Source organism: Streptomyces sp. NPDC003635 (assembly GCF_053587635.1).
Window position 1 is genome coordinate 67,931 of record NZ_JBSFOK010000019.1, and the last position, 21,352, is coordinate 89,282.

19 protein-coding genes are annotated in these 21,352 nt (G+C 71.4%); 11 read left to right on the plus strand and 8 right to left on the minus strand.

The features are described 5' to 3' along the window. Positions 1–179: 179 nt before the first annotated feature. The 3 genes from ACWDRW_RS19630 to ACWDRW_RS19640 all read left to right on the plus strand — a co-directional run bounded on the left by ACWDRW_RS19630 (position 180) and on the right by ACWDRW_RS19640 (position 2,783). Entirely contained in the window at positions 180–1,181 is a 1,002-nt protein-coding gene (locus ACWDRW_RS19630; protein WP_451724772.1) for a TerC/Alx family metal homeostasis membrane protein, read from the plus strand. Positions 1,182–1,310: 129 nt separating this feature from the next. After that, entirely contained in the window at positions 1,311–1,613 is a 303-nt protein-coding gene (locus ACWDRW_RS19635; protein WP_451724773.1) for a hypothetical protein, read from the plus strand. Positions 1,614–1,682: 69 nt separating this feature from the next. After that, the gene (locus ACWDRW_RS19640; protein ID WP_451724775.1) at positions 1,683–2,783 is read left to right on the plus strand and encodes a calcium:proton antiporter; all 1,101 of its coding nucleotides are present in this window, start codon (positions 1,683–1,685) and stop codon (positions 2,781–2,783) included. Here ACWDRW_RS19640 and ACWDRW_RS19645 read toward each other — a convergent pair. Next, positions 2,773–4,053, minus strand: a complete 1,281-nt coding sequence (locus tag ACWDRW_RS19645; RefSeq protein WP_451724777.1) for an MFS transporter — start codon at positions 4,051–4,053, stop codon at positions 2,773–2,775. The genes ACWDRW_RS19640 and ACWDRW_RS19645 overlap by 11 nt on opposite strands. 85 nt (positions 4,054–4,138) lie before the next feature. Beyond that, positions 4,139–5,185, minus strand: a complete 1,047-nt coding sequence (locus tag ACWDRW_RS19650; protein WP_451724779.1) for a S66 family peptidase — start codon at positions 5,183–5,185, stop codon at positions 4,139–4,141. A gap of 103 nt (positions 5,186–5,288) precedes the next feature. Between ACWDRW_RS19650 and aroQ the strand changes: the two genes are divergently transcribed. After that, positions 5,289–5,762, plus strand: coding sequence for a type II 3-dehydroquinate dehydratase (gene aroQ / locus ACWDRW_RS19655; RefSeq protein ID WP_451724782.1), 474 nt, complete (start codon positions 5,289–5,291; stop codon positions 5,760–5,762). A 188-nt stretch (positions 5,763–5,950) separates the two neighbouring features. Here the strand turns inward: aroQ and ACWDRW_RS19660 are convergent, their stop codons facing one another. Continuing rightward, entirely contained in the window at positions 5,951–6,607 is a 657-nt protein-coding gene (locus ACWDRW_RS19660; protein WP_451724783.1) for an MBL fold metallo-hydrolase, read from the minus strand. Positions 6,608–6,616: 9 nt separating this feature from the next. Then, positions 6,617–7,303: a maleylpyruvate isomerase family mycothiol-dependent enzyme gene (locus ACWDRW_RS19665; protein WP_451724785.1), complete on the minus strand. Its 687-nt coding sequence runs from the start codon at positions 7,301–7,303 to the stop codon at positions 6,617–6,619. Between the two features lie 223 nt (positions 7,304–7,526). Between ACWDRW_RS19665 and uvrA the strand changes: the two genes are divergently transcribed. Further along, complete coding sequence (uvrA, locus tag ACWDRW_RS19670; RefSeq protein WP_451724787.1) at positions 7,527–10,592, plus strand: excinuclease ABC subunit UvrA; 3,066 nt, start codon at positions 7,527–7,529, stop codon at positions 10,590–10,592. Between the two features lie 96 nt (positions 10,593–10,688). Here the strand turns inward: uvrA and ACWDRW_RS19675 are convergent, their stop codons facing one another. Next, on the minus strand, positions 10,689–11,249 hold the full coding sequence (locus ACWDRW_RS19675) for a YceI family protein (RefSeq protein WP_451724789.1): 561 nt from the start codon (positions 11,247–11,249) through the stop codon (positions 10,689–10,691). Positions 11,250–11,350: 101 nt separating this feature from the next. Here ACWDRW_RS19675 and ACWDRW_RS19680 point away from each other — a divergent pair, with 101 nt between their 5' ends. Further along, positions 11,351–12,205, plus strand: a complete 855-nt coding sequence (locus ACWDRW_RS19680; RefSeq protein ID WP_451724790.1) for a helix-turn-helix domain-containing protein — start codon at positions 11,351–11,353, stop codon at positions 12,203–12,205. Here ACWDRW_RS19680 and ACWDRW_RS19685 read toward each other — a convergent pair. Further along, complete coding sequence (locus tag ACWDRW_RS19685) at positions 12,195–13,118, minus strand: carbohydrate kinase family protein (protein ID WP_451724792.1); 924 nt, start codon at positions 13,116–13,118, stop codon at positions 12,195–12,197. The genes ACWDRW_RS19680 and ACWDRW_RS19685 overlap by 11 nt on opposite strands. Beyond that, on the minus strand, positions 13,115–14,158 hold the full coding sequence (locus tag ACWDRW_RS19690) for a LacI family DNA-binding transcriptional regulator (RefSeq protein ID WP_451724794.1): 1,044 nt from the start codon (positions 14,156–14,158) through the stop codon (positions 13,115–13,117). The genes ACWDRW_RS19685 and ACWDRW_RS19690 overlap by 4 nt, the downstream gene beginning before the upstream one ends. A 209-nt stretch (positions 14,159–14,367) precedes the next feature. Between ACWDRW_RS19690 and ACWDRW_RS19695 the strand changes: the two genes are divergently transcribed. Further along, on the plus strand, positions 14,368–14,796 hold the full coding sequence (locus tag ACWDRW_RS19695) for a Rieske (2Fe-2S) protein (RefSeq protein WP_451724797.1): 429 nt from the start codon (positions 14,368–14,370) through the stop codon (positions 14,794–14,796). Positions 14,797–14,818: 22 nt separating this feature from the next. On the opposite strand, the gene ACWDRW_RS19700 is transcribed toward ACWDRW_RS19695, so the two are convergent. Then, the gene (locus ACWDRW_RS19700) at positions 14,819–15,886 is read right to left on the minus strand and encodes a hypothetical protein (protein WP_451724799.1); all 1,068 of its coding nucleotides are present in this window, start codon (positions 15,884–15,886) and stop codon (positions 14,819–14,821) included. Positions 15,887–16,132: 246 nt separating this feature from the next. Between ACWDRW_RS19700 and uvrC the strand changes: the two genes are divergently transcribed. From uvrC to whiA, 4 genes are read left to right on the plus strand one after another with little or no spacing between them, the layout of a single operon-like run. Then, positions 16,133–18,292, plus strand: a complete 2,160-nt coding sequence (uvrC, locus tag ACWDRW_RS19705) for an excinuclease ABC subunit UvrC (RefSeq protein ID WP_451724801.1) — start codon at positions 16,133–16,135, stop codon at positions 18,290–18,292. Further along, positions 18,289–19,293 (plus strand): RNase adapter RapZ, encoded by a 1,005-nt coding sequence (gene rapZ, locus ACWDRW_RS19710; protein ID WP_451724803.1) that lies wholly within the window; start codon positions 18,289–18,291, stop codon positions 19,291–19,293. Before uvrC ends, rapZ begins: the two co-directional genes overlap by 4 nt. Next, the gene (locus ACWDRW_RS19715; RefSeq protein ID WP_451724805.1) at positions 19,290–20,357 is read left to right on the plus strand and encodes a gluconeogenesis factor YvcK family protein; all 1,068 of its coding nucleotides are present in this window, start codon (positions 19,290–19,292) and stop codon (positions 20,355–20,357) included. Before rapZ ends, ACWDRW_RS19715 begins: the two co-directional genes overlap by 4 nt. Next, a complete protein-coding gene (gene whiA, locus ACWDRW_RS19720; protein ID WP_451724806.1) occupies positions 20,348–21,337 on the plus strand; it encodes a DNA-binding protein WhiA in 990 nt (329 codons plus the stop codon). The genes ACWDRW_RS19715 and whiA overlap by 10 nt, the downstream gene beginning before the upstream one ends. Positions 21,338–21,352: the final 15 nt, after the last annotated feature.

Sequence of the window (21,352 nt, forward strand, 5' to 3'; positions counted from 1 at the left end):
ACCTTTCCTTGGTCATTGGGTACTCTCATTCGTGCGGAGGGGAGTACTCCCTGTCTACTGCGGCGTACCCGTCAATACGGATCAGGCCAGATCCCGGGGCGTCGGCCCGTTCCTCGGGTGGAAGAGACCTCCGGCAGCGACGACGCTGACATTTGCCGTTACGTACTGCCGGAGGCGCAGTGGATGTTTCCCTGACCCTGTGGGTCCTCACGATCGTGGGCCTCGCCGCCCTGATCGCGGTCGACTTCTTCATCGGCCGCAAGCCGCACGACGTGTCCATCAAGGAAGCCGGGATCTGGACCGTCGTCTGGATCGTCCTGGCCGGACTCTTCGGCCTCGGCCTGCTCTTCTTCGGCGGCGGACAGCCCGCCGGTGAGTTCTTCGCCGGCTTCATCACCGAGAAGTCGCTGAGCGTCGACAACCTCTTCGTCTTCGTCCTGATCATGGCGAAGTTCGCCGTGCCCTCGCAGTACCAGCAGCGGGTGCTGCTGGTCGGTGTGCTGATAGCCCTCGTGCTGCGCGCGATCTTCATCGCCGCCGGTGCCGCGATCATCGCCAGCTTCGCCTGGGTGTTCTACATCTTCGGCGCCTTCCTCATCTGGACCGCCTGGAAGCTCATCCAGGAGGCCCGGGCCGAGGAGGAGGACGAGGAGTTCGAGGAGAACAAGCTGCTCAAGGCCGCCGAGCGCAGGTTCGGTGTCGCCGACCGCTACCACGGCACCAAGCTGTGGATCCAGCAGAACGGCAAGCGGGTCATGACCCCGATGCTCGTCGTGATGCTCGCGATCGGCTCGACGGACGTCCTGTTCGCCCTGGACTCCATCCCCGCGATCTTCGGCCTGACGCAGGACCCGTACATCGTCTTCACCGCCAACGCGTTCGCGCTGATGGGTCTGCGGCAGCTGTACTTCCTCATCGGTGGCCTGCTGAAGAAGCTGGTCCACCTCAGCTACGGCCTGTCGATCATCCTCGGCTTCATCGGCGTGAAGCTCGTGCTGCACGCGCTGCACGAGTCCGGGGTGCACGTCCCGGAGATCAGCATTCCGGTCTCCCTCGGCGTGATCTGCTCGGTCCTGGTCGTCACCACGATCACCAGCCTGCGCGCTTCCAAGAAGCAGGCGGCGGCCGAGGCGGCGCAGAAGGAGAGCGAAGGCGCTCCGAAGGACAGCATCGAGGCCTGACGGCTTCGGGCGTAGGAACAACCATCACCGGGAGAGGCGCGTGGCGATTGCCGCGGACCGCTCCCGGTGATTGCGTTGTCCCGAGCGCGTTTCCCGCCCCGGGAGCGCAGTGCCCTGCGGAGGTAATCCGTGAAGTTCGTGCAGATCATCGACTTCGAGACCGAGCGGCTCGACGAAATGAACCAGCTGATGGACGACGCCAGGCAGCGCATGGCAGGCCAGGAGGGCGGCCCCACCCGGCGGATGCTCCTCCAGGACCGTGACACGCCCGGGCGCTACTTCGCGGTCATCGAGTTCGACTCGTACGAGGAAGCCATGCGCAACAGCGAGAACCCGGAGACGACCAAGATGGCCGAACAGATGGTCGCCCTGTGCACCCGGGAGGCCCGCTACCTCAACTGCGATCTGCTGGACGCGGAGGACCTCACCTGACCCGACGCAGGGCGACGGGCCCCGACCGACCGACATGCGGGGCCCGTCCGCCTTTGCGACGATCACTGCATGATCACTCGGCTGAGGTCGCTCGCCCTTCAGTGGACGTCCCTCGCGCCGGTGCTCGCGGTCGTCCTGCTGGCCTTCACATGGGGCCGGGATCTGCCGGGCGTCGTCGTCGCCGTGGTCACGCTGGTGCTCGCCGGAGCCGTCCTGGCCGCCGTCCACCATGCCGAGGTCGTCGCCCACCGGGTGGGGGAGCCCTTCGGCTCCCTGGTCCTCGCCATCGCGGTCACCGTGATCGAGGTCGCCCTCATCGTCACCCTCATGGCGGACGGCGGCTCCAAGAGCGCGACGCTCGCCCGGGACACCGTCTTCGCGGCCGTGATGATCACCTGCAACGGCATCGTCGGCCTGTGCCTGCTGGTCGCCTCCCTGCGCCACGGCACCGCGGTCTTCAACCCCGAGGGCACCGGCGCCGCGCTCGCCACCGTCGCCACCCTCGCCACGCTCAGCCTGGTCCTGCCGACGTTCACGACCACCGAGCCGGGACCGGAGTTCTCCACCCTGCAGCTCACCTTCGCCGCGATCTCCTCGCTCGTCCTGTACGGCCTGTTCGTGGCGACCCAGACCGTGCGGCACCGCGACTACTTCCTGCCCATCACCCGGCAGGGCGAGGTGATCACCATCGACGACCACGCCCACGCCCCGAGCGCCCGGACCGCCCTGATCAGCCTCGGACTGCTGGGCCTTGCGCTGGTCGGCGTGGTGGGGCTCGCCAAGGCGGTGTCGCCGACCATCGAGTCGGGCGTGGAGTCGGCCGGGCTGCCCCATGCCGTCGTCGGCGTGATCATCGCCCTGCTGGTGCTGCTGCCCGAGACGATCGCGGCGCTGCGCTCCGCCCGCCGCGACCGGGTGCAGACCAGTCTGAACCTCGCGCTCGGCTCGGCGATGGCGAGCATCGGGCTGACCATCCCCGCGGTCGCCCTGGCGACGATCTGGCTCTCCGGCCCGCTGGTCCTCGGCCTCGGCGCCACGCACATGCTGCTGCTCGCCCTCACCGTCGTCGTCGCCTCCCTGACGGTGGTGCCGGGCCGGGCCACACCCCTCCAGGGAGGGGTGCACCTGGTGATCTTCGCCGCCTACCTGGAACTCGCGATCAATCCATGACCGGCGTCCGCGCCGGTGCCCCGGCCCGCGCCGGACGGGTCTCCGGCAGCAATGCGAAGCAGCACAGGCTGAGCAGGGCGATTCCGGTCAGATACGCCCCCACGCCCCACGGCACCCGGCCTCCCTGCTGCTCGGCCAGCGCGGTCGCCGCGAGGGGCGTGAGCGCGCCGCCGAGGACCCCGCCGAGGTTGTAGCCGACGGCGGCGCCCGTGCAGCGCACCCGCGGCTCGTACAGCTCCGGCAGATAGGCGGCGATGACGGCGAACATCGTGATGAAGGCGAGCATCGCCCCCAGGAACCCGAAGAACATCAGCAGCGGCGATCCGGTGGCGAGCAGCGCCACCATCGGGAACATCCACACCGCGGCCGCCGCGCACCCGGCCAGGCACATCGGCCGGCGCCCGTACCGGTCCCCGAGCAGCGCCACCAGCGGGGTGAGCGAACCCTTGACCAGGACGGCGCCCATGATGCAGACCAGCATGACCGTACGGCTCACCCCGAGCCGTTCCGTCCCATAGGCCAGGGACCAGGTGGTCACCGCGTAGAAGATGGCGTACCCGATCGCCAGCGCGCCGGCCGTCAGCAGGACGAGCCGCCAGTGGTCGCGCACGACCTCGGCGAGCGGCACGCGCGCGTGGTCGTCGATCTCCAGGAACTGCGGGCTCTCCGCGAGCGAGGACCTCAGCCACAGCCCCGCCACGGCCAGCACCCCCGCCGCCCAGAACGGCACCCGCCAGCCCCACTGCGCGAACTGCGCCTCGGACAGCGAGGCCGCGAGCGCCAGCGTCACGCCGTTCGCGAGCAGAAAGCCGACCGCGGGACCGATCTGCGGAAAACTCGACCACAGCCCCCGCCGATCGGCGGGCGCGTGCTCCGCGGTCAGCAGGACGGCCCCGCCCCACTCCCCGCCGAGCCCGAGACCCTGCAGAAAGCGCAGGACGAGCAGCAGCACCGGAGCGGCCACCCCGATCGTGTCGTACGTCGGTACACAGCCGACCGCGACCGTCGAGGCGCCGGTCAGCAGCAAGGAGGCCACCAGGACCGGCCGCCGCCCGTGCCGGTCGCCGATGTGCCCGAAGAGCACCGAGCCGAGCGGCCGGGCCACGAACCCCACGCCGAAGGTCCCGAACGCGGCCAGGGTCCCCGCCACCGGCGAGAACGTGGGGAAGAACAGCGGCCCCAGGACCAGCGCCGCCGCTGTCCCGTAGACGAAGAAGTCGTAGAACTCGATGGCCGTCCCGGCGAGCGAGGCGGCCGCGAGGCGGAGCATGGAGGGCGCCCTTACGGTGCGTACGTCGTGCATGCCGCGTCAACTACCCACAGTGATCGTGGGTTACGGGGGCGCGTTGGCGTGACTAGTAGGTGACGGTGATGCGCCGGGCGGGGCCGTCGACCCGGACGAGTCCGCCGTAGGGGATGACCAGTTGGGGGCTGGTGTGGCCGAAGTCCACGTCGAAGACGATCGTGGTGTCGGGGGCATACATGCGCATCGCGCGCAGCACGGCCTGGCGCTGGCCGTCGGCGTAACGATCCGCCTCCTCCGGGCTGTTCGGGTGTTCGAAGGACCAGGTCTTGGCCCGGCCCATCAACAGGGCGGAGAAGCGCTGGAGGATCCCGCGCTCGCCCATGTTCCGCAGCGTGCGGAAGACCTCCTCGGCGCTCGGCATCTCCTCCGAGGTCTCCAGGAGCAGCACCCCGCCGTCGAACTGGGACAGATCGCGCGGGATCTCGCGGTCGGCCATGAGCAGCCAGCCGAGGATCTCCAGACAGCCGCCCCAACTGCGGCCCTCCACCACCCGGTCGGCGTTCACCCAGGTCCACCCCGCGCCCGGCCGGGTGGGAGGTTCGGTCTCGAAGGTCGCGGGATCCTGCCAGTCCCGGTCGACGTCGTTCCAGCGCTCGGCGGGCGTGAGTTCGTGCGCACCGGAGGTGAACAGGGCGGCCCGCAGGGAGTCGGCGGTCAGCGGATCCATGGCCACCGGACGCCCGAGCGCGGTCATCACGGTCGCGCCGTGATAGCCGACGATTCCGGTGCGGTACAGAAACGCGAGCAGGTTCGTGTTGTCGCTCATCCCGAAGAACGGCTTCGGGTTCGCCCGGATCAACTCCCGGTCCAGGAAGGGCAGCACGGTGATCTGATCGTCGCCGCCGATCGAGGCCATGATCACCTTGATCTCCGGGTCGGCGAAGGCGGCGTTGACGTCGGCGGCCCGCTCCTGCGGGGTCGCGCCCATCCTGCGGGTCGTCGGGTACTCGACCGGCACGAGGCCGTATTCCTTGCGCAGTCGCTCCAGGCCCAGGTCGAAGGGGTGTGGGAAGAGCCCCGGCAGTCCGGCGCCGGGCGAGATCACGGCAATGCGGTCGCCGGGTGACGGCTTGGGAGGGTACGAGATCGTCGTCATTCGGGGAGGGTATGGCCCCTCCCCACCTCGGCGCACCGTGATAAACCGGGTCTGAGCAGCGGTCCTCCCAGGGGCCGCGCACGTCGAACGGACCGGAGGAACCGTGCCCCGCACCCTGGCCAACGCACCGATCATGATCCTCAACGGACCCAATCTGAACCTGCTCGGCCAGCGTCAGCCCGAGATCTACGGCTCCGACACCCTCGCGGACGTCGAGGCGATGTGCGCCAAGGCGGCGGCCGCGCACGGCGGGACGGTGGACTTCCGTCAGTCCAACCACGAGGGCGAGTTGGTCGACTGGATCCACGAGGCGCGGCTGAACCACTGCGGGATCGTGATCAACCCGGGCGCCTACTCCCACACGTCCGTCGCGATCCTGGACGCCCTCAACACCTGTGACGGCCTGCCGGTGTTGGAGGTCCACATCTCCAACATCCACCAGCGCGAGTCCTTCCGCCACCACTCCTACGTCTCGCTGCGCGCCGACGGGGTCATCGCGGGGTGCGGTGTGCAGGGGTACGTCTTCGGCGTGGAGCGGGTGGCGGCGCTGGCGGGAGCGGCGCGCGCGCAGGCCTGACACTCCGGGCCGCCGGTCGAGGGCGGGGAATGAGACCGGCGGCCCGTTCCGCGCAGGAGCCGTCATCCTGTGCGGGTTGCCTCAAGTCGACCGCGCGACGGGACGTTTGGGGGAGCGCGCGCGGGGCGCGGGTGCGTGCGAAGCGTTCACACGGGGCGCGTGCACCCCGTCGTTCACCACTCCTTCGTTCACCACCCCCGCGCGTGCCACGCCGGCAGGTGCGGGCGCTCCGCGCCGAGCGAGGTGTCGTTGCCGTGGCCCGGGTAGACCCAGGTCTCGTCCGGCAGCACGGCGAACAGCTTCGTCTCGACGTCGTGGATCAGGCTGGCGAACGCCTCCGGGTCCTTGCGGGTGTTGCCCACACCGCCCGGGAACAGGCAGTCCCCGGTGAACACATGGGGGTGCCCGTGCGGGTCGTCGTAGACCAGGGCGATGGAGCCCGGCGTGTGCCCGACCAGGTGGCGCGCGGTGAGTTCCACGCGCCCCACGCGGATGACGTCCCCGTCGTCGACCGGGACGTCGGTCGGCACGGGGATGCCCTCGGCGTCGGCGCGCCCCGCGTACGTGCGCGCGCCGGTGGCCTCGACGACCCGGGCGAGCGCCTGCCAGTGATCGCCGTGCTGATGGGTGGTGACGACGGACGCGATGCCGTCGTCACCGATCATCCCGAGCAGCGTGGCCGCGTCGTTGGCCGCGTCGATCAGCAGCTGCTCGTCCGTGGCCCGGCAGCGCAGCAGATAGCAGTTGTTGTCCATCGGACCGACCGCGATCTTGGTGATCATCAGGTCCTTCAGCTCGTGCACGTCCGCCGGGCCGCCGACCGTCACCTCTCCGCTGTACGTCATGGCGGCAGCCTATAGCGGCGGCAGCGTCGGCAGCGGCCCTCCGGAGGCGGTCAGCGCCGAGCCGTCGCGCCGGCCGCACAGCCAGCCGAGCAGATCGGCCTGGCGGCCGCTGACCGTGACCGGTTCTCCCTCGCCCCCTCCGGTGGGGACACGGCGGCCGTCGTCCTGCGCGATCACCACGGCGGGCACGCCCGGGTTGCCCCGGAAGCGCGCCGCGAGAAAGTTGATCTCCCGCTGGACGAACTCCTCCGGAAGATCCTCCAGCTCGTACCCGATGCCGAGGTCCACGTGGTGCAGCTCCACCTCGACCCAGCGCCGGAACGGCACCCGGGAGGCGGAGTCGGTCACGCCGTTGCGCAGCTCCACGGTGCGCGACCAGTCCCCGGGCGCCTCCCCGGCCCGCGCGAAGCGGTTCGCGCTCTCGCGCACGTCGGCGAGCTGGACGTCGAGGCCGCGCGGGGCGTCCCGCTCGATGTCGGCGTCCCGGGCCTCGCCGGAGACGTACATGGGGCGCCCTTCGAGCACGTTCACGAGGGCGTCCGCGTTGCGGGCGAGGTGGGCGAGGACATGGCCGCGGGTCCAGCCGGGCAGCCGTGACGGCTCGGCGACCGAGGCGTTGTCCAGTTTGGCGGCTGCGGTGAGCAGCCGTTCGGTCGCGTCACGTACAGACGCCAGGTCATGAGCGTGATCAATCATGCTGCTGACCTTAGTCCCGCCACACCTTCGGGTGAAGGTGGTGAAGCGGTGCCGTAAATCGAATGCACGTGCTATATGGTCGGACGTGGCGTCGGGCATGCTGGATGGTTGGGGATTGTTACGCCTCCGGGGATCCGACCGGCGTTGTCAGTGGCTCCCCCTAGTCTGAAGAACGACGGGGGCCCCGCCCCTGTCACTTCTCTCAAGAAAGGTGCGGACCGGCGTGGCCGACCGTCTCATCGTCCGTGGCGCGCGCGAGCACAACCTCAAGAATGTCTCGCTCGACCTGCCGCGCGACTCGCTCATCGTCTTCACGGGCCTGTCGGGGTCGGGCAAGTCCTCGCTGGCCTTCGACACCATCTTCGCGGAGGGCCAGCGGCGCTACGTGGAGTCGCTGTCCTCGTACGCCCGCCAGTTCCTCGGCCAGATGGACAAGCCGGACGTGGACTTCATCGAGGGCCTCTCGCCCGCGGTCTCCATCGACCAGAAGTCGACCTCCCGCAACCCCCGGTCGACGGTCGGCACCATCACCGAGGTCTACGACTACCTGCGCCTGCTCTTCGCGCGCATCGGCAAGCCGCACTGTCCCGAGTGCGGCCGCCCGATCTCGCGCCAGTCGCCCCAGGCCATCGTCGACAAGGTGCTGGAGCTGCCCGAGGGCAGCCGCTTCCAGGTGCTGTCGCCGCTGGTGCGCGAGCGCAAGGGCGAGTTCGTCGACCTCTTCGCCGACCTCCAGACCAAGGGCTACTCCCGCGCGCGGGTGGACGGCGAGACCGTCCAGCTCTCCAACCCGCCCACGCTCAAGAAGCAGGAGAAGCACACCATCGAGGTGGTCATCGACCGCCTCACCGTGAAGGACTCCGCCAAGCGCCGCCTGACCGACTCCGTCGAGACCGCCCTCGGCCTGTCCGGCGGCATGGTCGTACTGGACTTCGTCGACCTCCCCGAGGACGACCCCGAGCGCGAGCGCATGTACTCGGAGCACCTGTACTGCCCGTACGACGACCTCTCCTTCGAGGAGCTGGAGCCGCGCTCCTTCTCCTTCAACTCGCCCTTCGGCGCCTGCCCCGAGTGCACGGGTATCGGCACGCGCATGGAGGTGGACCCCGAGCTGATCGTCCCGGACGAGGACAAGAGCCTCGACGAGGGCGCCATCCACCCCTGGTCGCACGGCCACACCAAGGACTACTTCGGCCGGCTCATCGGCGCCCTCGCGGACGCGCTGGGCTTCCGGACCGACATCCCCTTCGCGGGCCTGCCGCAGCGCGCCAAGAAGGCCCTGCTGTACGGCCACAAGACGCAGATCGAGGTCCGCTACCGCAACCGGTACGGCCGCGAGCGGGTGTACACCACGCCGTTCGAGGGCGCCGTGCCCTTCGTCAAGCGCCGGCACAGCGAGGCCGAGTCCGACGCCAGCCGTGAGCGCTTCGAGGGCTACATGCGCGAGGTGCCCTGTCCCACCTGTGAGGGCACGCGCCTGAAGCCGATCGTCCTCGCGGTCACGATCATGGAGAAGTCGATCGCCGAGGTCTCCGCGATGTCGATCAGCGACTGCGCGGACTTCCTGGGCGAGCTGAGGCTGAGCGCCCGCGACAAGAAGATCGCCGAGCGCGTGCTGAAGGAGGTCAACGAACGACTGCGGTTCCTGGTCGACGTCGGCCTGGACTACCTCTCGCTCAACCGCGCGGCCGGCACCCTCTCCGGCGGCGAGGCCCAGCGCATCCGCCTCGCCACCCAGATCGGCTCCGGCCTCGTGGGCGTGCTGTACGTCCTCGACGAGCCGTCCATCGGCCTGCACCAGCGGGACAACCACCGGCTGATCGAGACCCTGGTCCGGCTGCGCGACATGGGCAACACGCTCATCGTCGTCGAGCACGACGAGGACACCATCAAGGTCGCCGACTGGATCGTCGACATCGGCCCCGGCGCCGGTGAGCACGGCGGCAAGGTCGTGCACAGTGGTTCCCTGAAGGAGCTGCTCGCCAACGCCGAGTCGCAGACCGGGCAGTACCTCTCCGGCAAGAAGTCCATCCCGCTGCCCGACATCCGGCGCCCGCAGGACCCGACCCGGCAGCTCACGGTGCACGGCGCCCGGGAGAACAACCTCCAGGACATCGACGTCTCGTTCCCGCTCGGCCTGTTCACGGCGGTCACCGGCGTCTCCGGCTCCGGCAAGTCGACGCTGGTCAACGACATCCTGTACACGCACCTGGCCCGCGAGCTGAACGGCGCCCGGAGCGTCCCGGGGCGGCACACGCGCGTGGACGGCGACGACCTCGTCGACAAGGTCGTCCACGTCGACCAGTCGCCCATCGGCCGCACCCCGCGGTCCAACCCGGCGACGTACACCGGCGTCTTCGACCACATCCGCAAGCTGTTCGCGGAGACCACCGAGGCGAAGGTCCGCGGCTATCTGCCCGGCCGCTTCTCCTTCAACGTCAAGGGCGGCCGCTGCGAGAACTGCGCGGGCGACGGCACGATCAAGATCGAGATGAACTTCCTCCCGGACGTCTACGTCCCGTGCGAGGTGTGCCACGGCGCCCGGTACAACCGGGAGACCCTGGAGGTCCACTACAAGGGCAAGTCCATCGCCGAGGTCCTGAACATGCCGATCGAGGAAGCGATGGACTTCTTCGAGGCCGTCCCGGCGATCAACCGCCACCTGAGGACGCTGAACGACGTCGGCCTCGGCTACGTCCGGCTCGGCCAGTCCGCCACCACCCTGTCCGGCGGTGAGGCCCAGCGCGTGAAGCTCGCCAGCGAGCTGCAGAAGCGCTCCACCGGACGCACGGTCTACGTCCTGGACGAGCCGACCACCGGTCTGCACTTCGAGGACATCAGCAAGCTGCTGAAGGTCCTGGCGGGCCTGGTCGACAAGGGCAACACGGTCATCGTCATCGAGCACAACCTCGACGTGATCAAGACCGCCGACTGGGTCGTCGACATGGGCCCCGAGGGCGGCGCGGGCGGCGGCCTGGTCGTCGCCGAGGGCACCCCCGAGGAGGTCGCCGCGGTCCCGGCCAGCCACACCGGCAAGTTCCTGCGGGAGATCCTCGGCGACCGGATCAGCGACGCGGCCTCCGTGCGCGCCCCGCGCAAGGCGGCGGCGAAGAAGGCGGTCGCGGCCAAGTCGACGGCGAAGAAGACCGTCGCGGCCAAGGCCACGGCGAAGAAGACCGCCACCGCGCGGACGACGAAGGCCGCCAACAACACCGCCACCAAGAAGGCCGCCGGAGCCACCAAGAAGGCGGCCCCGGCGAAGAAGACGACCCGGGCCCGCAAGGCCTGAGCCCGTCCTGCCCTACGACGAGCGCCCCCGCGGAGACCTTCCGCGGGGGCGCTCGGCACGCACGGGCCCTCGGGCCGCACGGATCCGCCGAATCCGTCAGGACTCACGTGTCGCGGGCTCCATGAACTCCATGTCCAGCTGGATCTTCACCACGTCGCTGAGCAGTCCGCTGCCGAAGTCGAGCCCGAAATCGCTGCGCCGGATCTCGCCCGTCGCCTCGAACCCGGCGTGCCGCCTGCCGTTGAAGTCGCCGAGCCCGCCGAACTCCACGGCCAGCGTCACCGGACGGGTCACGTCCCCGATGGTCAGCTCGCCCTCCATCGACCAGTCGTCGCCGGCCCCGGACACCCGGGTCGAGCGGAACGTCATCGTCGGCCGTTTCTCCACGTCCAGCAGATCGGCGGCGCGGGTGTGCGCGTCCCGATCGGGATTCCCGGTGTCGATGGAGGCCAGCGCGATCTCGGCGCTCACCCGGATCTCGTCGGCCCGCTCACCGACGTACAACTCGGCGCTCACCTCGCGGAAGCGGCCGCGCACCTTGGCGATGCCGAGGTGGCGGATGGTGAAGTTGACGGCCGAGTGCAGCGGGTCGAAGGGCCACTCGCCGGGGGCGAGCGGCAGGGTCACGGCGGTGGTCGAGGCGTTGTCCTGAGTCATGCCTCCACCCTGCGGCGGCCGACGGACGGGAGGGAGGCCGTGTCGAGGGTGGTAGCACGAGGGCCACGATCCGACGGGCGTTCGCGCGGTACGTTGCGAGGGTGAGCGAGAACGAGCTGGGAGCCTTCCTGCGCAGCCGCCGCGAGGCCGTGGAGCCCGCCGAGGCCGGACTGCCCACCGGACCGCGCCGCCGCACCCCCGGTCTGCGCCGCGCCGAGCTGGCCACCCTCGCGGGCGTCAGCGTCGAGTACGTCACGCGCCTCGAACAGGGCCGCGACCGCAACCCTTCGTCCCAAGTCCTCGGCGCCCTGAGCGACGCCCTCCGGCTCACCGTGCCGGACCGCGTCCTGCTGCGCCGCCTCGCCAAGGAGGCCGCCGGCGGCAGGGCGTCGTGCATGCAGGCCGTGCCGCCCACCCGGACGGTCCGGGCCGGACCGCGCGCCATGCTCGACCGCCTGGAACCCACCCCCGCCGTCCTGCTCAACTGGATCGGCGACATCCTCGCCTGGACGATGGGCTACGACCGGCTCGCCCGCCCGCTCGGCCTGCTCGACGAGGAACGGCCCAACCTGCTCCGCTACGTCTTCACCGATGAGCGCGCCCGCACCGCGTTCCCCGGCTGGGACCGCCTCGCCGACGAACAGGTCGCCCACCTCAGGCACGAGGCCGTGCCGCAGGACCCGTACGTGGCCGCGCTCGCCGACGAGCTGACGATCACCGCGGGCGCCGCCTTCAGCGACCGGCTCTCCGCCCTCCCCGCGGCGCCGCGGCATGCCGGAGCCGATGTCGTCGTCCACCCCGAGGCGGGCACGCTGCGGCTGACCCACGAGACGCTCGCGCTCCCCGACGACGGCCAGCGCATGGTCGTCCATCTGCCCGCCGACGAGGCCACCGCCACCGCCCTCGACCGCCTCAACGGCCGTACACCGGGAGCCCTGCGCGCGGTCAGCGGGTGAGCGGTACGTCGGCCAGCTCGGCGGCGTACGGCGGTTCCGCGCCCGCGCGCGAGCAGGTGATCGCGGCCGCTCGGGCCGCGAACCCGAGCAGGGCCGTCCAGTCCTCCTCGCCGAGCCGGGCGAGCGCCCGCGGGGACAGCGCGTCCCGGACCGACAACCCGTGCAGCAAGGCCGCGTTCACGGTGTCCCCGGCGCCGATCGTGTCCACGACGTCGACCTTCTCGCCGGGTACGGAGTGCTCGGCGCCGTCGCGGGTGAGGACCGTGAGGCCGTCGCCGCCATGGGTGACCACCACGGCGCCGGGCCCCTCGGCCAGCCACGCGCGCGGGGTGCCGCCGAGCCACTCGGCGTCCTCCGCGGACAGCTTGAGCAGCGACACCGACGGCAGCCAGGAGCGGAACCGGGCCCGGTAGGCGTCGGGGTCGGCGATGAGGCCGGGGCGGATGTTCGGGTCGAGGGCCGTGAACACGCCCTGCGCGGCCGCGCCGCGCATCAGCTCCTCGTAGGCGGTCGCACCCGGCTCCAGGACGAGCGAACAGGTTCCGAAGGACACCGCGCGCGTGCCGTCCGGCAGGGCCGCGGGCGCCGTGAACAGGCGGTCGGCGGTGCCGTCGACGTAGAAGGAGTACGCGGCCGAGCCGCCCTCGTCGACGGTGGCGACCGCGAGGGTGGTCGGCTCGCTCCCGCGTCGCACGCCGGAGACGTCCACCCCGTCCCGCCGCAGCCCGTCCAGCAGGGCCTCGCCGAAGGCGTCCGAGGAGAGGCGGGAGCAGAACGCGGTGGGGGAGCCGAGGCGGCCCAGCGCCACGGCCGTGTTGAAGGGGCCGCCGCCGAGCGCGGGGCGCAGGCTCGCGAGGGCGCCCGTGCCCTGCGGCACGAGGTCGATCAGGGCCTCACCGGCGACGACGATCACGAGACGGTTCCTTTCGCTGGGGCGGGGAGCGGTTCGGGGCAGCCGCAGGAGGTGCGGTGCACGAAGGCGCAGTCCAGGCGCACGGTCCGGGCGGGCCGGTCCGGGTCGGCGAGCCGGTCCAGGAGCACGCGGACGGCCTGGGCGCCGATCTCCTTGCTGGGCTGGGCGATGGCGGTGAGCCTCGGCGCGAACAGGTCGGCCCAGGCGAAGTCGTCGAAGCAGCACAGGGCGATGTCGTCGGGCACGGACAGGCCGTGGGCGCGCAAGGAGCGCAGGGCGCCGATGGTCATCGCGTTGTTGGCGGTCACCAGGGCCGTGGGCGGCGCGGCGAGGGAGAGCAGCCGCGCGGTGGCGTGTTCGGCGCCGGCCGACTCGGAGTCGCCGTGCGCGACCAGGCGTTCGTCGTGCGGGAGACCGGCGTGCGCGAGCCCGTGCCGGTAGCCGGTGATCCGCTCGCTGGTGGTGCTGAGCCCGGGCCGCCCGGCGACCAGGCCGATCCGCCGGTGGCCGAGCTCCGCGAGATGGGTGACCAGCCGGGCCGTCGGCTCGGCGCTCGCCGCGCACACCTGGTCGAAGTGCGGCGCGGCCGCCTCGTCCACCAGCCGGTCCAGGAACACCGTCGGCACGGCGTGCCGGCGCAGGTAGGCGAGGAGGCCGGCCGGGTTCGCCGAGGGCGCCACGATCATGCCGTCCACGCGCCGCTCGTGCAACAGCTGGACGACCTTGCGCTCGTGCTCGGGGTCGTCGTGCGGATCGGCGATGAGCAGGCTGTAGCCGTGCTCCAGGGCGCCGGCCTCGACGCCCTGGAGGATCTCCGTGAAGTAGGGATTGCTGATCGCGGACACCGCGAGGCCGATGGACCGGGTGCGCGCGGTCACCAGGGAGCGGGCCAGCGAGTTCGGGGTGTAGCCGAGCCGGTCGATGGCGTCCAGGACGGCCTGCCGCGTGTGGGGAAGCACCGGGCGGGTGTCGTTGAGGACGTGCGAGACGGTCGCCACGGAGACGCCCGCGTCCCGGGCCACGTCGGCCATGGTCGGCATCGCGGCTCCCCCTCCTCGGGCGTGTCCCCGGTGTGTCCGCGGGCTGTTCTTCTGGTGCTTCTGGCCCGGAAGGTATCCCATTCGACGGCTGACGTAAACGCTTGCGCAAGCGTTTACGTCAGCCTGCCCTCACACCGCTGCCACCCCACCCGGCCGGTATCGTCGCCGTGCTCGACCCTGCCCGCCGCCTCTGACCAGTGGAGACCCGCATGTCCGGCCGCCCGACCCCGTCCCGCCGTACCGTCCTGCGCGGAGCGGCCCTCACCCCCGTGGCCGGGCTCGGCCTCGCCGCGTGCTCACCGGGCGGGGGGACGACGGACGACGAGCCGAGCGCGCCCGTCGACCTCGGTGCGGAGAGCGAGGTCGCCAAGGGAAGCGCGAAGCTGTACCGCGATCACAACGTGGTCGTCAGCCGGGACGCGGACGGCGCGTTGAAGGCGTACAGCACGATCTGCACGCACGCGTTGTGCCCCATCAACAAGCTGGAGGGGACGAAGCTCAGCTGTCCCTGTCACGGCAGCGAGTTCGACGCGACGAGCGGTGAGGTGCTGCGGGCGCCGGCGACCGCGCCGCTGAAGGAGCTGCCGGTGGAGGCCAAGAACGGCCGGATCGTGGCGGGGCCGGCGGCCACCGCCTGACCGTTCGCCCGGCCGGCCGGGCTCACTCCCAGTCCCACCCGATCCCCAGGATCCCCGCGCGAAGCCGCGGCTCCACGAGGTGGACCGAGCGGTGCTGTGGGCTGACGGGCAGTTCCTGACGGGCGCTGCGCGGGGCCGCCGCCGAGTGCTGGGCGAACCGGTGGCAGCGCACCGGCAGCCGGTGCTCCGCGAAGTGGACCTGGAGGGCGTACTGGCCGCCCGGCAGGCCGAACCCGCGCGCGTACTCCCGGGACACACCGGCGGTGCCGTCCTCGACGCCGTACCGGAAGAGGAAGGTGTCGCCGGAGCGCAGGCGGGTGTCGAAGAGCAGCTCGGCGACGAGGACGCCGGTGTCGTGGTGCAGCCGTACGCGCCCGGTGCGGCAGTTCTCCAGAGCCTGGACCCGCATGAACTCGGGCGTGCAGCCCGGGTCGCCGTGGTAGACGGCCACGAAGCGGTCGACGCCGTCCCGGTGGGCGCGCACGATGTGGTGCGACTCGCGCCCGGCCAGTTCGCCCCGGCCGCCGATCCGTACCCGCTCGTGCAGCCCCAGGGTGTGCAGGCCGCCGTCGACCGGGGCCTCCAGCTCGGCGAGCAGCTCTTCCAGGACGCCGTCGGCCTCGACGAGGGCACGGTAGGAGCGGCCCGCGGGCCGCCGCTGCGCCGACTGTTCGTCGCCGTCGGCGAGCAGCCGGATCAGCGACTCGTCCGGCAGCTGGAGGATCTCCTCCAGCGCGCGTACCGCGCGCAGCGACTCGGGCCGCTGCGGCCTGCGGGCGCCCTGCTGCCAGTAACTCAGGCTCGTGACGCCGACTTTGACGCCGTATCGCGACAGGTGGTGCTGCACGCGCTGGAGGGGCAGCCCGCGCGCGGCGATGGCGGCGCGCAGGGCGACGTGGAAGGGACCGCCGCTGAGCAGCGCGTCCAGGTCCCGGCCCGGCCGCGGGTCCCCGCCGTCCCGGTCCGCGTACGGCTCCGGCTCCTGTGCGTACCGGTCAGGCTCCTGCGCGTACGGTTTCGGCTCCTGCGCGTACGGCTCCGGCTCCGCGGTGGCGACGGCGACATCCGCGTGCTGAGGGGCGTGCGGCATGCAGGGGCCTTTCTGTGAGGCGTTCACGGCTGGTCGGACCGTTCGCGCGGGCGGCGGGAGGGCCGGGCCCGGGTTCCTCCGCATTGAAGCGTGTTGACCAAGCCCCGACAACACCTGGAACCCAACAGCCGCACATACGTTCCCCGCCCTGGATCCACTCACGTGTTACCGGGGGTAGCGCCCCGGTCCGCCGCCGTTGTCCACGGGCGCGCCGCGCTGTCACCCCTCGCCAGTAGGGTGTGAAACATGGCCGACCCCTCCAGCTACCGCCCCTCTCCGGGGCAGATCCCGGACTCCCCGGGGGTGTACAGGTTCCGCGACGAGCACCGCCGGGTGATCTACGTCGGAAAGGCGAAGAGCCTGCGCCAGCGCCTGGCGAACTACTTCCAGGACCTGGCGGGCCTGCACCCCCGCACCCGCACCATGGTCACCACGGCGGCGTCCGTGGAGTGGACGGTGGTGTCCACGGAGGTCGAGGCGCTCCAGCTGGAGTACTCCTGGATCAAGGAGTACGACCCCCGGTTCAACGTCAAGTACCGCGACGACAAGAGCTACCCGTACCTCGCGGTGACCATGAACGAAGAGTTCCCGCGCGTCCAGGTGATGCGCGGTCACAAGAAGAAGGGCGTGCGCTACTTCGGGCCGTACGCCCACGCGTGGGCGATCCGCGACACCGTCGACCTCCTGCTGCGCGTCTTCCCGGTCCGCACCTGCTCGGCCGGCGTGTTCAAGAACGCCGCCCGCACCGACCGTCCCTGTCTGCTCGGCTACATCGGCAAGTGCTCCGCGCCCTGTGTGGGCCGCGTCACGCCCGAGGAGCACCGCGAACTCGCCGAGGAGTTCAGCGACTTCATGGCCGGCCGCACCGGCACCTATCTGCGCCGCCTGGAGAAGCAGATGATGGCGGCGGCCGACGAGATGGAGTACGAGCGTGCCGCGCGGCTGCGCGACGACATCGGGGCCCTGAAGAAGGCCATGGAGAAGAACGCGGTCGTGCTCGCCGACGCGACCGACGCCGACCTGATCGCGGTCGCCGAGGACGAGCTGGAGGCGGCCGTCCAGATCTTCCACGTGCGCGGCGGGCGGGTGCGCGGCCAGCGCGGCTGGGTCACCGACAAGGTCGAGGAGATCACCACCGGCGCCCTCGTCGAGCACGCCCTGCAGCAGCTCTACGGCGAGGAGAGCGGGGACTCCGTCCCCAAGGAGGTCCTGGTCCCGGCCCTGCCGGACCCGGTCGAGCCGGTCCAGGAGTGGCTCACCGGGCGCCGCGGCTCGAACGTGTCGCTGCGCATCCCGCAGCGCGGGGACAAGAAGGCGCTGATGGAGACCGTCCAGCGCAACGCCCTGCAGGCCCTCGGCCTGCACAAGACCAAGCGCGCCTCCGACCTGACCACCCGTTCGCGGGCCCTGGAGGAGATCGCCGAGGCCCTCGACCTGGACAGCGCGCCGCTGCGGATCGAGTGCTACGACATCTCCCACCTCCAGGGCGACGACGTCGTGGCCTCCATGGTCGTCTTCGAGGACGGCCTCCAGCGCAAGGGCGAGTACCGCCGTTTCCAGATCAAGGGCTTCGCGGGGCAGGACGACGTCCGGTCCATGCACGAGGTGATCTCCCGCCGCTTCAAGCGGTACATCGCCGAGAAGGAGAAGACCGGCGAGTGGGTGGACGAGGATCCGCGGGAGGCCACCGGGCCCGGCCTCGGCGCCGCCACCGCGACCGGCCTCGACGGCCCCGCTGAGACCCCCCTCGACGGCGCCGCCGGGACCGGCGCCGACGGTGCCTCCGGCAACGGCCTCAAGGACGACGACGGCCGGCCCCGGAAGTTCGCCTACCCGCCCCAGCTCGTCGTCGTCGACGGCGGGCGGCCCCAGGTCGCCGCCGCGAAGAAGGCCCTGGACGAGCTGGGCATCGACGACATCGCCGTGTGCGGGCTCGCCAAGCGCCTGGAGGAGGTCTGGGTGCCCGGCGAGGACGACCCGGTCGTCCTGCCCCGCTCCAGCGAGGGCCTGTATCTGCTCCAGAGGGTCCGCGACGAGGCCCACCGCTTCGCCATCACCTACCAGCGCGCCAAGCGCGCCAAGCGCTTCCGGTCGAGCCCCCTGGACGACGTGCCGGGCCTCGGCGACACCCGCAAGCAGGCGTTGATCAAGCACTTCGGTTCGGTGAAGAAGCTTCGATCGGCGACAATCGACCAGATCTGTGAGGTTCCCGGCATAGGCCGTAAAACGGCCGAGACCATTGCCGCGGCCTTCGCCCGGGCGGCCCCGGCCGCGCCCGCCGTGAACACGGCGACGGGAGAGATCATGGAAGACATGGAGGACGGGGCGCCCGGGACGACGGCGGGCACCCCGGGGGAGCCCGTGACCGCGGGTACCCCGGACGAACGACGGGGGCAGGAGACATGACCGAGCAGGAAAAGCAGCCCACAGCCGAGCGAGATCAGGCCCACCAGGACATGGGCGATGATCAGAGCCGACAGCAACCGCCCGAGGAACACGGAGCACAGGTGAGTACGGCCGGCGAGCCGAACGGGGCCCCCGAGGCCACCATCCCCGAACTGGTGATCATCTCCGGCATGTCCGGAGCCGGGCGCTCGACGGCCGCGAAGTGTCTGGAGGACCTCGGCTGGTTCGTCGTCGACAACCTGCCGCCCGCGCTGATCCCCACCATGGTGGAGCTCGGCGCCCGTTCCCAGGGCAACGTGGCCCGGATCGCGGTCGTCGTGGACGTCCGCGGCCGCCGTTTCTTCGACAACCTGCGCGAGTCGCTCGCCGACCTCGACACCCGGGGCGTGACCCGGCGCATCGTCTTCCTGGAGTCCTCCGACGAGGCCCTGGTGCGCCGGTTCGAGTCGGTGCGCCGGCCGCACCCCCTCCAGGGCGACGGCCGTATCGTCGACGGCATCGCCGCCGAGCGGGAGCTGCTGCGCGAGCTGCGCGGCGACGCCGACCTGGTGATCGACACCTCCAGCCTCAACGTGCACGAGCTGCGCGCCAAGATGGACGCCCAGTTCGCGGGCGAGGAGGAGCCCGAGCTGCGGGCCACCGTGATGTCCTTCGGCTTCAAGTACGGCCTCCCCGTCGACGCCGACCTGGTCGTCGACATGCGCTTCCTGCCCAACCCGCACTGGGTTCCGGAGCTGCGCCCCTACACCGGCCTGAACGAGGAGGTGGCGGCGTACGTCTTCAACCAGCCCGGCGCCAAGGAGTTCCTCGACCGGTACACCGAGCTGCTGCAACTGATTGCCGCGGGCTACCGTCGTGAGGGCAAGCGCTATGTGACCATCGCGGTCGGCTGCACCGGCGGCAAGCACCGCTCGGTGGCCACCTCGGAGAAGCTCGCCGCACGGCTCGCCGCGCAGGGTGTGGAGACGGTGGTCGTACACCGGGACATGGGACGCGAATGACAGGACGTACACCGCGGCTGATCAGGGTCGGCCGGGTCGTGCCGGAAAGCCGGATCGGCCGCCCGGTCGAGGCACGCGGCGGCCGGCCGCGCCGCAGGGGCACCCAGCCCAAGGTCGTCGCGCTCGGCGGCGGCATGGGTCTGTCCGCCTCGCTCGCCGCGCTGCGCCGGATCACCGGTGATCTCACCGCCGTCGTGACGGTGGCCGACGACGGCGGCTCCAGCGGGCGCCTGCGCGACGAGCTGGGCGTCCTGCCGCCCGGCGATCTGCGCAAGGCGCTGGCGGCGCTGTGCGGCGACGACGACTGGGGCCAGACCTGGTCCCGGGTGATCCAGCACCGCTTCACCTCCCAGGGCGACCTGCACGACCACGCGGTCGGCAACCTGCTGATCGTCGCCCTGTGGGAACAGCTCGGCGACCATGTGCAGGCCCTGGACCTGGTCGGCAAGCTGCTCGGCGCGCACGGGCGCGTGCTGCCCATGTCCGCCGTACCCCTGGAGCTGCAGGCGCTGGTCAAGGGGCACGATCCGGAGCGGCCCGAGGAGGTCGACACCGTGCGCGGGCAGGCCACCGTGGCGCTCACCCCCGGCGAGGTGCAGTCCGTGCACCTCGTGCCGCACGACCCGCCCGCCGTGCCGGAGGCGGTCGCCGCGGTCATGGACGCCGACTGGGTGGTGCTGGGCCCGGGCTCCTGGTTCTCCTCGGTCATTCCGCACCTGCTCGTGCCCGAGCTGCTGGACGCGCTGACCGAGACGAAGGCGCGCCGGGTACTCTCGCTGAACCTCGCGCCGCAGCCCGGAGAAACCGAAGGCTTCTCCCCGCAGCGTCATTTGGAGGTTTTGGGACGACACGCCCCTAAACTCGCCCTGGACGTGGTGCTGGCCGACGAGGCTGCCGTGCCCGACCGCGAGGTGCTCACCGAGGCCGCCAAACGGCTCGGGGCCGCGGTCGAGCTGGCTCCGGTCGCCGCGCGGGACGGATCTCCGCGGCACGACCCGGAGCTGCTGGCCGCCGCGTACGACCGTATTTTTCGGATGCATGGAAGGATCGGCCCATGGCGATGACGGCAGCGGTGAAGGACGAGATCTCCCGGCTCCCCGTCACCCGGACCTGCTGCAGGAAGGCGGAGGTCTCCGCCATTCTGCGGTTCGCCGGCGGCCTCCACCTGGTCAGCGGGCGCATCGTGATCGAGGCGGAGCTGGACACCGCGATGGCGGCCCGCCGGCTCAAGCGGGACATCCTGGAGATCTTCGGCCACAGCTCCGAGCTGATCGTGATGGCGCCGGGCGGGCTGCGCCGCGGCTCGCGCTACGTCGTCCGGGTCGTCGCCGGCGGTGACCAGCTGGCCCGGCAGACCGGCCTGGTGGACGGGCGGGGCCGGCCGATCCGCGGCCTGCCCCCACAGGTCGTCTCCGGCGCCACCTGTGACGCCGAGGCCGCCTGGCGCGGTGCCTTCCTGGCGCACGGCTCGCTCACCGAGCCCGGCCGGTCCTCCTCCCTGGAGGTGACCTGCCCGGGCCCCGAGGCCGCGCTCGCGCTCGTCGGCGCCGCCCGCCGGCTCTCCATCGCCGCCAAGGCCCGTGAGGTGCGCGGAGTGGACCGCGTGGTGGTCCGCGACGGTGACGCGATCGGCGCGCTGCTCACCCGTCTCGGTGCCCATGAGTCCGTGCTGGCCTGGGAGGAGCGGCGGATGCGCCGCGAGGTCCGCGCCACGGCCAACCGGCTCGCCAACTTCGACGACGCCAACCTCCGCCGCTCCGCGCGCGCGGCCGTCGCCGCCGGTGCCCGCGTCCAGCGCGCCCTGGAGATCCTCGGCGAGGAGGTCCCCGAGCACCTCGCCGCCGCCGGACGGCTGCGCATGGAGCACAAGCAGGCCTCCCTGGAGGAGCTGGGCGCGCTCGCCGACCCGCCGCTGACCAAGGACGCCGTCGCCGGCCGTATCCGCCGACTGCTGGCCATGGCCGACAAGCGCGCCCAGGACCTCGGCATCCCGGGCACCGAGTCCAGCCTCACCGAGGAGATGGCCGACAACCTGGTCGGCTGACGCCGACTCAGAACG